11 protein-coding genes are annotated in these 13,109 nt (G+C 33.5%); 10 read left to right on the top strand and 1 reads right to left on the bottom strand.

The genetic code is table 11. The annotated features are described in order from the left end of the window. The first annotated feature begins 13 nt into the window (after nucleotides 1-13). From EGX95_RS14230 to EGX95_RS14205, 6 genes are all read left to right on the top strand, one after another. Nucleotides 14-1,102 carry a GerAB/ArcD/ProY family transporter gene (locus EGX95_RS14230; RefSeq protein ID WP_002027996.1) on the top strand — a complete coding sequence of 363 codons (1,089 nt, stop codon included), beginning with the start codon at nucleotides 14-16 and terminating at the stop codon, nucleotides 1,100-1,102. 350 nt (nucleotides 1,103-1,452) lie between these two features. Then, nucleotides 1,453-1,815, top strand: a complete 363-nt coding sequence (locus EGX95_RS14225) for a Na-translocating system protein MpsC family protein (RefSeq protein ID WP_000798158.1) — start codon at nucleotides 1,453-1,455, stop codon at nucleotides 1,813-1,815. A gap of 644 nt (nucleotides 1,816-2,459) precedes the next feature. After that, on the top strand, nucleotides 2,460-3,992 hold the full coding sequence (locus EGX95_RS14220) for an NADH dehydrogenase subunit 5 (RefSeq protein WP_000908900.1): 1,533 nt from the start codon (nucleotides 2,460-2,462) through the stop codon (nucleotides 3,990-3,992). Further along, nucleotides 3,992-6,616, top strand: coding sequence for a DUF2309 domain-containing protein (locus EGX95_RS14215; protein ID WP_123805638.1), 2,625 nt, complete (start codon nucleotides 3,992-3,994; stop codon nucleotides 6,614-6,616). The genes EGX95_RS14220 and EGX95_RS14215 overlap by 1 nt, the downstream gene beginning before the upstream one ends. Nucleotides 6,617-6,688: 72 nt before the next feature. Beyond that, a complete protein-coding gene (locus tag EGX95_RS14210; protein WP_000095513.1) occupies nucleotides 6,689-7,210 on the top strand; it encodes a carbonic anhydrase in 522 nt (173 codons plus the stop codon). A gap of 299 nt (nucleotides 7,211-7,509) precedes the next feature. Continuing rightward, nucleotides 7,510-8,727: an NAD(P)/FAD-dependent oxidoreductase gene (locus EGX95_RS14205; RefSeq protein WP_123805636.1), complete on the top strand. Its 1,218-nt coding sequence runs from the start codon at nucleotides 7,510-7,512 to the stop codon at nucleotides 8,725-8,727. 137 nt (nucleotides 8,728-8,864) lie between these two features. On the opposite strand, the gene EGX95_RS14200 is transcribed toward EGX95_RS14205, so the two are convergent. Further along, nucleotides 8,865-9,434: a DUF3841 domain-containing protein gene (locus tag EGX95_RS14200; RefSeq protein WP_000743892.1), complete on the bottom strand. Its 570-nt coding sequence runs from the start codon at nucleotides 9,432-9,434 to the stop codon at nucleotides 8,865-8,867. Between the two features lie 213 nt (nucleotides 9,435-9,647). Here EGX95_RS14200 and EGX95_RS14195 point away from each other — a divergent pair, with 213 nt between their 5' ends. From EGX95_RS14195 to EGX95_RS14180, 4 genes are all read left to right on the top strand, one after another. After that, complete coding sequence (locus tag EGX95_RS14195) at nucleotides 9,648-11,078, top strand: cryptochrome/photolyase family protein (protein WP_063246670.1); 1,431 nt, start codon at nucleotides 9,648-9,650, stop codon at nucleotides 11,076-11,078. Nucleotides 11,079-11,209: 131 nt separating this feature from the next. Next, nucleotides 11,210-11,665 (top strand): TspO/MBR family protein, encoded by a 456-nt coding sequence (locus EGX95_RS14190; protein ID WP_000749735.1) that lies wholly within the window; start codon nucleotides 11,210-11,212, stop codon nucleotides 11,663-11,665. A 103-nt stretch (nucleotides 11,666-11,768) separates the two neighbouring features. Continuing rightward, nucleotides 11,769-12,479, top strand: a complete 711-nt coding sequence (locus EGX95_RS14185; RefSeq protein WP_000759143.1) for an alpha/beta hydrolase — start codon at nucleotides 11,769-11,771, stop codon at nucleotides 12,477-12,479. 170 nt (nucleotides 12,480-12,649) lie between these two features. Continuing rightward, nucleotides 12,650-13,105: a hypothetical protein gene (locus tag EGX95_RS14180; protein ID WP_000738169.1), complete on the top strand. Its 456-nt coding sequence runs from the start codon at nucleotides 12,650-12,652 to the stop codon at nucleotides 13,103-13,105. Nucleotides 13,106-13,109: the final 4 nt, after the last annotated feature.

The following is a 13,109-nucleotide window of genomic DNA, read 5'->3' as shown; positions in this document are numbered from 1 at the left end:
TGTGAGAAATTCAATGAAAATCTCTGGCAGGCAAATTTTTTGGATGATGTTCACATTTGAAGTGGGACAATCACTCCTTCTAGTTATTCCAGCGACGATTCGCACTGCCAAACAAGATGCGTGGATTTCGATCTTGATTGCAGGGGGGATAGGGGTTGCTCTTACTTTTTTGGCAACTACACTTGGTTCGCTCTATCCGAAACAAACGTTAATTGAATTTAGTCAAACCATTCTTGGTAAATGGCTAGGAAAGCTGCTGCTGATTCCTTACTTCTTTGGATGGTACATGATAATTTGGATAACCGTCCGTGAATTTGGTGAGTTCATTATTATCGCTTTGTTTCATAATACACCTTTGTGGGTTATTGTCTTGACTGCGATGTTATTGCTCATTTTTATTATTTACCAAGGCGGGGTGGAGGGGGTTGGACGTTTAAGTGAAATTATAGGGCCAATTGTACTTTTAATGATAACGTTTGTAATCATTTTGAATATTGGCAATATGAATTGGGATTATATGCGGCCTATTTATCATGATTCTGGATGGCTTCCGATACTTAAAGGCTCCTATACTCCTGTAGCTGCATTTTTCGGGGAGGCTGTCATGATGATGATGTTCGTTTTCTTTATGGACAAACCAGAACAAGCGTCATCGCGGGCGATGTGGGGAGTAGGACTGGCCGTTTTCATGGTAACGATCGGAACATTAGCGGTCATTTTAACATTCGGTCCGAATCTATCTTCAAGTTTTTTGTATCCGGTTTACGATTTGAGCCGGTACATATCCGTCATGGAGTTCATTCAAAATGTAGATATTTTGATAGTAATTATTTGGTTTTTTAGTATTTTTGTTAAACTGGCGTTATACATGTTTATCGCTTGTTATGGAACAGCACAAATATTTCATTTAAAGGATTGGCGAAAAGTAGCTTTAGTTCTTGCTCCTATTTCGTTCATCATAGCTGTATCAGTTAAAAATATCCAAACATTTACCCATTATTACTACATATTTTTTGTAATTCCAATTGCATTTCCCGTCTATGAGCTAGGAATTCCTTTACTATTATTGGTGGTTGGTAAAATTCGAAGGAAATATGCATAAACCTAATCGGATAATGTGTTCGAATGAAGGTATGCATAGATTTTTGACGAAAATAAAACGAAATAGCCTACTCATCAGAGTAGGCTATTTCGTTTATGTATTATGTCACAAAAGTTTCCTTATTTTCCCCGGAATGTCCTTTTCAGAAATCTATGCAACAGAGTCTTTATAGTAAGAGTATCTTGTTAGGAATAACCCCAAAAACGTATATCGCCATATGAAAATTTATTTTAATCCTAAAGGATTCCTTAAAACGATTTCTATAAATTCTTCTCAATAATTGAAAATAAAATCAATCCAGATTATTATATTGTTATTGTAAATTCATTTTATTGAAGGAGGATACATAAATGAAAAACTCAAAAGGCTCTATTGAGTCAGAGATAAGTAAAGCAATTACGCACTGGGAAAAGGACTACCTAGGACGCGGGTCTATATCCGTTAAGACAGATATATTACGAGATATGATTATCGTAAATTTACAAGGTATTTTAACACCGGCTGAATATACTGTTTGCGAAACGAAAGACGGTATGCTAACGATAAAGAAAAATCGTTCGGAGCTAGTTGAATCTGGAATTGACGATTTGAAAGAGATCATACTAGAATTAACTGGAGAAAAAGTGAAAAGTTTTCATACGGATATAAGTTCTCGTACTGGTGAACGAGTAATGATTTTTAAATTGTTCCATAATCTTGAGGAGAAATTTTAAAAATTAAAATCACTGTAGGGGTAGTGGAAGATACACTAAAAATGCAGTGAGGTAATTAAGAAATCTACAAGTTGTGTACTTTATTTTATCTTATTAACAAGGTAATGATTAGAAAACAAGAAAACTTGAAATTATTTATGTATAATGAATTTTGATTCGCAAAACGGATAAATAAATTGACAAACTGCTTAATATGGTTTATCTTATAATTGTTTTAAAAATTAATAGATGCTTATTTTAACTGTTTGCTATAATTAAGGCTTTAGCATTTTTTTAATATGTAATATTGACTAAATGAAAAAGTTTCTTAATGAAAAGATAGCGCATAACATAAATTGATATATTGATTGCATAATCTAGGAGATCAGAGATATACTGTTATTTTTCATAGGAGTAATACATATATTACTATCCTCTATAAAATGGGAGCTCTTCAAAAAACTTTATTGAAGTTAGTTGAAGTGAAACCGACAATCTCCATAATTCAATGATGATATAAAATCATTGAATTATGGAAGTTGTCGGTTTTTTTTATGGAAAAAAACGATGTACGAAAAAGAGTGAATGAAAATTAAAATTAAAAAAACTATCGTAATGAAAAGGAATTTTTATAAGTTATTTTCGTTTGGAAGGGAGTATTTTACATGTTAATTTCGCTAAGTTCATCAACACTGTTAACATTATTTTTTATCGCGCTTAGTGCTTCTTGGCTAAGTGGATTATTGTTTTTACATGCAAGGATGCCTTTACGTTTTGTTCATATCCATATTGGTATCGCTGCTTTGCCTTCATTGGTTTCTTTACTTGCACTTGTTAATCACAATGGAGATAGAGTTGTGGGGCCTTGGCATCTAGATACTTTAGCTTGGTTCATGGCTTTCTTCGTTCTTACAATTGGTTTAATCATTCAGCGATTTTCTGTACGTTACTTAATGGGAGACCGCTCATATCGAAAATACTTTGCACTTTTTACATTTACTACAGGTGTATCTTCGGTTGCATGGTTAAGCGATGATCTTCGCTTCATGATTATGTGTTGGGGAGCAACTCTTATAGGATTGGTTCTACTCATCGGGCTAAATAAAGGGTGGAAGGTAGTTAGTGAAGCAACAAAAATCTCAGGCTATTTATTTACAATAAGTTGGATTGCCTTGCTATCAGCTATCATTTGGTTGTTTCAAATAACTGGACAGTGGCAGTTAACATCAGTTTTAACGAATGAAAATGTAGCTCAATTTGGAACATTGGAGAAAACAGGAATTAACTTATTGATTATAGTAGCTGTGATGATTCCAGCAGCACAATGGCCTTTCCAAAGATGGTTAATTGAATCAGCTGTTGCTCCAACTCCTGTTTCTGCTATTATGCATGCGGGTTTAGTAAATGCTGGCGGTATCATGTTAACTAGATTTTCGCCACTTTTTCATGATGATATTGCACAAATCATTTTACTCATTTTCTCTAGTATTTCTGTCTTAATAGGTACAGGAATTAGTTTAGTCCAAGTTGATTATAAACGTCAGCTAGTAGGTTCGACGATTGCACAAATGGGATTTATGCTGATTCAATGCGCATTAGGGGCCTATTTAGCAGCTGTTATTCATTTAATTTTACACGGTTTATTTAAAGCCACACTGTTTTTACAAGCTGGTTCTTCCGTACAACGTTTTGATGGAGTGAAGCAATCTAATGAAAAGATGTCCAATTTATGGATTATGTTCGGACGTGTTTTAGGATTATTTATAGCAATTGCTTTCTGGTTTATGACTTCTGGAGAGGGGTATGAATTAGTTAGTGCGTTAATCTTAGGATGGTCATTATACTTTTCGTGGAAACAGCTTGTTGTTTTTGGAGAGGGAAGAATGGGAAGAATTGCTGGCTTAATAGTTTTGAGTGGATTTTCTCTCATTTACTTTACTGTTCATAACTCTCTTTATAAATGGTTGCATACTGACATGTATCAAAGTGTTCAACCCTCAGCTCCAGCCGTTATTTTTGTTATATGTATCTTACTATTTAGTAGTGTTATTTGTACTTTCGTTACTCGTAATCAATCTTCTACTTTATTCGCTGTACTTTATCTTTGGTTAGTTCGAGTAGGTGAGGCGAGACGAAAGTCAGTAGAAAGTCACCCAAGCTATCTGAAACATTATGTATCAAAGGGAGGTAATTCGTGATGAGCATACAGTCAATCGTAACGAAAGAAACTTTAAAAAAGAAAGATACAAACATTGAAATACAAGAAAAGAATATGAATGATTTAGTTGAATCTGCTAGCCGAGTGATTGCACCACTTTGGCCTATCTCTACATTCGCAGCTCATCACCCTTGGATGGGGCTTGAAAAGCAATCATTTGAACAAGTCGCAAATTGGTTAAAAGAAGCTCGTAATGTAGATATTTATCCTAGTGCCTCCATGATTCATTCGGCAAAGGCGAAAGGTGAGATTGAGGAATCATTTTTACAAATAGGCTTGTCTCGTTGGCTTGATTCACAATCTTTTCATATTCCGCGAGAGACAGCAGAGCGTTTTTGCCAAGAAGCTTTAAAGTTAGAGAGTTTACCTTCTAGTTTATTATCATCGCCAGAATTAAATAAATTAGCAGAAGAAATAAGTTATATAAATACAGGGAGTATGGAAGACTCTTCTATGCAACCAATCAGTTCACTTATAGAGAATCAAAAGGGTGACAACCTATCAGATGTTCTTAATTACCATATTATTAAATGGTGTAAATTATATCTTGATGACTCCGGATCAAGTTGGACGATGCCAAACCGAGAGAAAGGTTTGTATCGTGCATGGCATCACCTTATTACATTTGATCCAGCGCTCAGTAAAAATGAGCGTAAAGTTTTAAAAGATTGGCCACAGGATGCCCAGGGAGCTTTAACAAAAGCATTATCTGAACTAGGAATTCCTGAATCTAACAGGCAAGCTTACCTTGAAGGGCACTTACTTTCTTTGCCTGGGTGGGCAGGAATGATACGATGGCGCTCCCAACAATCAATTAAGGAACAGGCACTCGTTATAGAATATTTAGCAGTTCGAATTTCAATGGAGCTGGCTATTGTAAAACCTTATTTACCTTTAAAAAATCAAAAGGCTGAGAAAAAAGTTTCGATTGTCCCACTTATAGCTTCTTGGATCTATTGGGGGGATATTTCAACACGGGAATGGTTACAAATGTCTGCCACTGAACAAAGCGAATTATTAGCATTTGCTTATCGTTTTGATGAAAATACTCGTAAGAAACTTTGGCTGGAAGCTTGGGAACAGACGCATGCAGAGCAATTAAAGAAGAAGATTTCTTCTAAACAACGTGCAACGAATGATAAAAAGCGTGTAGTAGCTCAATTAGCATTTTGTATTGATGTCCGTTCAGAACCGTTTCGTCGCCACCTTGAAAAATTAGGTCCGTTTGAAACGTTTGGAATAGCTGGCTTCTTTGGGTTACCAATTGCGACTAGTGAACTAGGCAGTAATAACAGCCATCCTTCTTTGCCAGTTATATTAAAACCGAAACATCAAATAAAAGAACTCGCGGATGAAAATGAATATAAATCTTATGAGCAACGTAAGAAGATAGACAGCTCAGTAAGTTATACGTTTAAGACGATGAAAAAAAATGTATTGACAAGTATGCTATTACCTGAGGTAAGTGGCCCTTTACTTGGTTTACAAATGATAACAAGGAGTTTTGTGCCAAGAAGAGTAGGTGGCTTCATTCGTAACCTTCGTAAAAATATGTTACAAAAACCTAATACAACATTCTCACTTAATCATGTCCATGATACAAAATGTGAGATACCTATCGGTTTTACGAAAGAAGAAAAAGTGAACTATGTGCGTCAAGCTTTAAAAATGGTGGGACTGACAGAAAAATTTGCTCCTTTAGTTGTAATGTGCGGACACAGTAGTCAAAGTACGAACAATCCTTATGCTGCAGCGCTTGAGTGTGGTGCGTGTGGCGGAGCAGCAGGAGGGTTCAATGCAAGAGTTTTTGCTACATTATGTAATCTTCCAGAAGTAAGAGAGGCATTGTCTGCTGAAGGCATTAAAATTCCTGAGGATACCATTTTTGCAGCAGCTGAACATAAAACAACAGTGGACGAATTGGACTGGATTTACGTTCCAGAACTTTCGGAAGCTGCGCAAGAAGCATTTGATAATATTGAGTCGGTTATGCCAAATGTGAGCCAAGAGGCAAATAGAGAGCGTTTAACACAATTGCCTAATTTTAAAATGAAAATAAAAAATCCGAGTAAAGAGGCACATCGATTTGCAGAAGATTGGAGTGAAATACGTCCGGAATGGGGATTAGCTCGTAATGCATCTTTTATTATCGGGCAGCGTGAATTGACTCAGGATTGTGACTTAGAAGGTAGGGCTTTCCTTCATAATTATGATTGGAAACAGGATGAAAATGGCGATATATTAGCTAGCATCATAGCGGGACCAGGAACAGTAGCGCAGTGGATCAATCTACAATATTACGCTTCAACTGTAGCTCCTCATTATTATGGTAGTGGAAACAAAACAACACAAACCGTTACGGCAGGTCTCGGTGTTATGCAAGGAAATGCAAGTGATTTGTTATCAGGCTTACCTTGGCAATCCGTTATGCAGTCAGATAGTGAAACGTATCACTCACCACTTCGTTTACTCATTGTAATTCAAGCGCCTACTAAATATATAGAACGTTTGCTAAATAATGATTTCACATTTCGAGAAAAAGTTCAAAATGGATGGGTCAGACTTGCAAGTGTTGATTCAGAGGGACGCTGGAAAAACTGGTAAAAATCATGTAATGAATCATTGTTACTAGCTTAAAAGTTTCATAAATACAATCATGAAGAAGGAGTGCTATATATGAGTTCAAAGCATAAAAAGGTTTTATTGTTAACAGAGATGGAACAAGGAATAGAGCCTATTATCCAACAAGTAACTAACATTCAACAAGAAAACATGTTGACTATACACAGCTACGATTCCGTAATTGTACATCCTTTTGGAGATATAATGAGATCTATTATTATTGCTATTTATGAAGAAAATGTGGAAGAAATTTTTGTTGTCGGAATAGAGGATAAAGAAACTAATGTAGTTAATCTACAAATTCAACGTGATTCTATAACAAATAACAAGGAACTAGACTATCTCTTTGAAAATTGTATGCCTGAATTTTCAAGTGGTAGCCTTGAGGAATGGCTAAGTGGAAAAGAAAATGTTAGTGAAAATATTGAGAAGAGTATAGATATGATTTGTCATCATCCACTAGTACCGTCTGATGTTAAAGTTCATGGTTTCAAGATTGATAGAACAGGGGAAAAAGAAACGGTTGTTAAAGTTTCTGTTAATAAAGTAGTGAAACAAATGTATTCTTATGTGTAAGTTATCGATAGATAAGCAACTTTTATTTGGTAGATACTATAATATGTTAAATATTTGGAGTTATTTCCTTTGAAAAGAGTAAAAGAAATCTTCTATAAATGGAGATCTTTTGCTCTTTTTATAATAAAAATAAAAAATTATTTGACGTTTTTTCGAAAAAATTTTTAAGACAAGGCTTTTAGGTTTATGAAAACCTTTATTCATGATAGCAAGATAATTTTGATAAGAAGTATATAGTAAGAATGATTTGGAGATACCGATGGGGATATAACTATTTTATTTAGGACGGTGCAATTAAAATGGATTTACAGAAAGGGAAATTATATTGGAACACGACTTTTTCTAATACACCTTCTTATCCTCGTTTGGACGAAGATATAAAATGTGACGTACTAATAATAGGAGCAGGAAGTTCGGGTGCTCAATCAGCATACTATTTGAGTGAATCAGATTTAAATATTGTTATCGTTGATAAAAGAAAGGTAGGACATGGAAGTAACCTTACAAATACAGCACTTATTCAATATTTAGGTGATAAGATGTTTTATGAACTTGTAAATACATTTGGGGAAGAGTATGCAGTTAAGCATATGAAATTATGTGAACAAGCTATTAATGATATTGAATATGCTGATCAAAACTTGCCTTATTGCTCTGACTTTAAACGACGTGACAGCTTATATTATGCAAGTTATAAAGAGGATATAAAGAAATTAGAAAAGGAACTGTATTATTTACATAAGCATGATTTTAAAGCGGTTTGGTTATCAGAAAAACAAATTGGACAGAGATATCCATTTAAAAAACGTGCAGCTATTTATACGTATAATGATGGTGAAATAAATCCTTATAAATTTACACATAGTTTATTAGAACAAGCCTCTAATAAAGGAGTTCACATTTATGAAGATACAGAGATTGTTGGCAAAAAGTTAGAGAAAGAATGTGCTATCTTTTATACAAAGGAGGGCAATTCTATTACTGCCAATAAAGTAATTGTGGCTGCAGGATATGAAGGATTGGAATTTAAAAAGGAAAAGAACGCTACACTGATTAGCTCATATGCAATTGTTACTAATCCTGTGGAAGATTTATCTTCTTGGTATAAACGCACTCTCATTTGGGAAACTGCGAGACCATATATTTATATGAGAACTACTGTAGATAATAGGATTATTATAGGTGGATTAGATGAAGATACAAACATTGCTCAAGAAAGAGATTCAAAATTAATCCATAAAAAAGAGAAATTAGTGAATGAATTTAATAAGCTCTTTCCCAATATAACAGTTGAACCTGAATTTTATTTTAGTGCTTTTTATGGTGGTACTCATGATGGTTTACCTATAATTGGAATGTATGAAGAATTTCCAAATTGTCACTTTATCTATGCGTATGGAGATAATGGATTAGTTTATAGTATGGTACTTTCTAAAATTGTTCGAGATATAATTATTAACGGTTCAAGTCCAGATTTGAGTTTATATTTACAAACTAGACCAAAACTAAATGAGTAAACTGCATGTATACAAAATCATAGTAGTAAGGAGCTTATTTAGGATTCCATTATAAAAAAAGCTATTTTAAATGTATTAGTTTCATGTGACTATTTGTTATGTTTATGAATGCTTAATTAAAGCATTCATAAACAATATTATTTGTTAAATCCATTCATTTTACTAAGTTCAGTTATTTGTATAATCCATTCTTTTTTTAGGTAGGGTAGAGTTGCTTGGATATGATGATATTCCCATTCTTCCTCAATGGTAGGGTAAAGATTAAATAAGTATTTTTCTTCATCATTTGTTACACTTGCTTTAGGATTGCCAGTAAGTTTAAAATAAATGTCGCACCATCGGCTATAGTTTGTTAACATGAATAAAAAATTAGGACATGTGAATTCGATGAGGTATATTTCTTTCTCTAATTGAATATCTGATAGTAATTCTCTTGCAGTCTCATAAGTAGGCTTCTTTTGGTAACCATTGCATGAATGCCATGCCCAAATGGGTAAATCTATAATAAAGTCAATACCTTTCTGTTTCATGCGTCTTACAATGTATTTATATGCTGTGCAATCTTCTTTACTAACAAAAATAGGATCGGCTATAAGCTTACCTTCATTCAAAAGTGTATTTATGGCATTTTGGTTTTGAAAAGTCCATAGGATTGTTGAATCTATAGATGTATTTAAGTTTGATTGTTTATAAAATTGTTTTTTCATCTTTCTCTCCATTTTCTTTTTTATTTTATAAGAGTTTAAGATAAGTACAAAGTGCATTATATTTTTATCTTTATTAAGAGTTGGAAAAATCCATTAAAGATAGAAGAGTTTGTTTGCAATTACAAAAAATGATTCTTATAATCATTTAAAAATAACAGAAGTATTTGTTCTAATAAAGAATGAATTGTGCTTTAAGAATTAGAAAGGATAGCCATGCAAAATAAAATCATCGTTATGTTTCAAAAAGATTTCCGTTTATATGATAACCCAGCTCTATTTGAAGCTGCTCAGTCTGGTGAGGTTCTTCCGCTATATGTATATGATGAAACTTTTTCAATAGGAAGTGCGTCAAAGTGGTGGCTACACCATACTATAATAGATGTAAAGAGGCAACTTGAGGCATTGGGATCTACTTTAATAATCCGCAAAGGAAATACAATGGAAGAAATACTTTCTCTCATAGAACAGTTAGGTATAACGGCTGTATATTGGAATATTTGTTATGATCCGGATAGATTACAATCTAATCAAAAAATGAAAATGATGTTAGAAGATAAAGGTATTACCTGTAAGGAATTTAATTCGCATTTATTATTAGAACCGTGGATTATTAAAAAGAAAGATAACACTGAATATAAGGTTTTTACGCCTTTTTATAATGCATTTCAAAAGCAGGTAATATCTAAACCTATTAGTAAAGTGCAGAGTATAAAATGGGGAAGTTCTTTACCAGCAAGTTTATCTGTTTCAGAATTACACTTGTTGCCGACTATACCGTGGACATCTCATATGGAATCAATATGGGAGCCTACAGAAGAAAGGGCATACAAAACATGTAAGAAATTTTTCTCTAGCAAATTAGTCTCTTATAGTGAAGGAAGGGATTTTCCAAATCAAAATGCTCATTCGATGTTGGCACCGTATCTTTCATTTGGTCAAATATCAGTAAAGCTAATGTATCATTACTTAATAAATAAAAGTAACGAAAAACAATGTAGTCTTTTTGAACAACAAGTGAATAGCTTTATACGTCAATTTATTTGGCGAGAGTTTTCTTATTATTTGCTATATCATTATCCATTTACAGTATATAAACCTCTTAATAAGAGCTTTGAATATTTTCCGTGGAATAATGAAAAGAAGTTATTAAGAGTATGGCAGAAGGGCAAAACTGGTTACCCGTTTATTGATGCAGGAATGCGGGAACTATGGCAAACAGGTTTTATGCATAACCGAGCAAGAATGGCTGTAGCCTCTTTTCTTGTAAAGCATTTGTTAATTCCGTGGCAAGAAGGAGCAAAATGGTTTATGGATACACTATTAGATGCTGATATTGCAAATAATACAATGGGGTGGCAATGGGTTGCTGGAAGTGGGGCAGATGCATCACCGTACTTTCGTATTTTTAACCCGATCACACAAGGTGAAAAGTTTGATAAAGATGGGGAGTATATAAGAAAATGGGTACCAGAATTAAGAGATATGCCTAATAAATATATACATAAACCGTGGGAAGCACCTGAGCATATTTTACAAAAAGCCAATATAAAGCTAGGAGATACATACCCTTTGCCAGTTGTTGATCATAAGGCAGCACGAGAGAGAGCCCTTTGTGCATATAAAAGTATGAAAGAATCTATATAAAATACACGAGTCAATATGAATTTGATATGTAAAGGTTATAATGTCTATTTACGTATTAAAGTTGTATTCATTGAAAGAGCATACGAATCATATAGAGTTTCTAAAACCTTCTATTAAAAAGGAGAATGTTTATGAAAAAATCTAGTATTATAGTATTTTTACTAACATATGGTTTGTTTTATGTTTCTAGTGTTTTATTTCCTATTGATCGTACTTGGTATGATGCGTTAGAAAAGCCGTTTTGGACACCTCCTGGTATGACAATCGGAATGATATGGGCTGTATTATTTGGACTTATTGCATTATCAGTTGCAATTATTTACAACAACTATGGATTCAAGCCAAAAACATTTTGGTTTTTATTCCTTTTAAATTATATATTCAATCAAGCGTTCAGCTATTTTCAATTTAGCCAAAAGAATTTGTTTTTAGCAACTGTAGATTGTTTACTAGTCGCTATTACTACGTTACTTCTCATTATGTTTTCTTCCAATTTATCTAAAGTATCGGCATGGTTGCTAATCCCGTATTTTTTATGGACTACATTTGCTACATATTTATCTTGGACCATTTATAGTATGAATTAAAGACGTAAATGAAAACTTGAGCATAATAAAAATGCTCGAGTTTTTATGTTTATTAATGATAATCTAAAGTATAGAATATACACATCTTAGGGAGGGCATATATGTGAAGAAGTGGATGAAAATTGTTCTGTACTCTTTACTAGGTATTTTACTTATAGGAAGTATTAGTTTTTTTGTTTGGTCTCAGTTTAGTTATAAACCGACGGAAGAGGCGTTGTCATTAGTGGATGATAAAAAAGATGAAGATTATATAGTTTTTGGAGAGAAAGATGCTAAAATAGGGGTTATTTTTTATCAAGGAGCTAAAGTAGAAGCGGAGGCTTATAGTTACTTAGGGGAAGCACTTGCAAAAGATGGACATTTTGTAGTAATGCCTAAATTACCATTAAACTTAGCGATACTTGGAATCAATGAGGTAGGTAGTGTAATTGAAAAGTATCCGGAAGTTCAAAAATGGTATGTTGCGGGGCATTCAATGGGCGGAGCTATGATTTCTAAGTATGCCTTTCAACATGAAGAAAAGGTAGACGGGATTATTTTCTTAGGTTCGTATCCTGCAGATGACTTCTCTACGAAATCGATCCCGATGTTATCAATTTATGGAGAAGTAGATGCGTTAGCAACTGTAGAAAAAATAGAGGACAATAAAAAGTTTATGTCAAAGAATACAACTATGCACATGATAAAAGGCGGAAACCATGCTCATTTTGGCATGTACGGTGAGCAAAAAGGTGATAATGCGAGCTTAATTACGTCAAAAGCACAACAAGGTGAAACAGTGAAAGTAATGGAAGAATGGCTATTGAAACAATGATAATCAGTTTAATAAATCGATGGAGATTATATAAAAAAGATTCTTACTATGTAAGAGTCTTTTTTTAGTAATTGCTAGCATTTTTGATGTATATCCAGATCTTGAATGGATCAATTCGCATGAAATAACCTTATTTGGGTATAAATATTAAAAAATTGAAGGAGTTTAATATGAAAAAAATGATAGCGGTTTTGTTTACTTGTAGCTTTCTTTTACTAAGTGTACAAGGGATGGCAAATGCAGAGGATTCTTCAAAAGAGATTTCCTATACAGAAAACAATGCAAGTAAAATCTTTGAAAATCCAAAAGTTTTTTATAGTAAGGTTAAAAATCATACGTATCGTTCTTTCTATGTCCCTTTTCATGACGCTGAAAATCATATACAGAAAACAGTTCTATATAAAGATTTACAATCGACTATGAAATCCGAAATAGGACCGTGGATAAGTAAGACAGCGGGTACACAAGAAAATCCTAAAATTAATCCGAATAGACAAATTTACTTAATAGCATCATGGACAGAAACAGAAAAAAAATTCCGAGTAAAATATCTTATCGCTGATGCTGAAACAAAGACGACTCTTTGGACTGGAGAAGATAAGGGAATGAAAAAAATAAGCCGATAAAAAA

This window comes from Bacillus sp. FDAARGOS_527, from assembly GCF_003812125.1.
GTDB lineage: Bacteria > Bacillota > Bacilli > Bacillales > Bacillaceae_G > Bacillus_A > Bacillus_A paranthracis.
Note: the sequence above shows the minus strand (reverse complement) of the source record. Positions and strands in the feature narration are given on the sequence as shown.

Coding starts and splice junctions, on each gene's coding strand:
- EGX95_RS14230 (WP_002027996.1), top strand. CDS start 14: ATGAAAATCTCTGGCAGGCAAATTTTTTGGATGATGTTCACATTTGAA.
- EGX95_RS14225 (WP_000798158.1), top strand. CDS start 1,453: ATGAAAAACTCAAAAGGCTCTATTGAGTCAGAGATAAGTAAAGCAATT.
- EGX95_RS14220 (WP_000908900.1), top strand. CDS start 2,460: ATGTTAATTTCGCTAAGTTCATCAACACTGTTAACATTATTTTTTATC.
- EGX95_RS14215 (WP_123805638.1), top strand. CDS start 3,992: ATGAGCATACAGTCAATCGTAACGAAAGAAACTTTAAAAAAGAAAGAT.
- EGX95_RS14210 (WP_000095513.1), top strand. CDS start 6,689: ATGAGTTCAAAGCATAAAAAGGTTTTATTGTTAACAGAGATGGAACAA.
- EGX95_RS14205 (WP_123805636.1), top strand. CDS start 7,510: ATGGATTTACAGAAAGGGAAATTATATTGGAACACGACTTTTTCTAAT.
- EGX95_RS14200 (WP_000743892.1), bottom strand. CDS start 9,434: ATGAAAAAACAATTTTATAAACAATCAAACTTAAATACATCTATAGAT.
- EGX95_RS14195 (WP_063246670.1), top strand. CDS start 9,648: ATGCAAAATAAAATCATCGTTATGTTTCAAAAAGATTTCCGTTTATAT.
- EGX95_RS14190 (WP_000749735.1), top strand. CDS start 11,210: ATGAAAAAATCTAGTATTATAGTATTTTTACTAACATATGGTTTGTTT.
- EGX95_RS14180 (WP_000738169.1), top strand. CDS start 12,650: ATGAAAAAAATGATAGCGGTTTTGTTTACTTGTAGCTTTCTTTTACTA.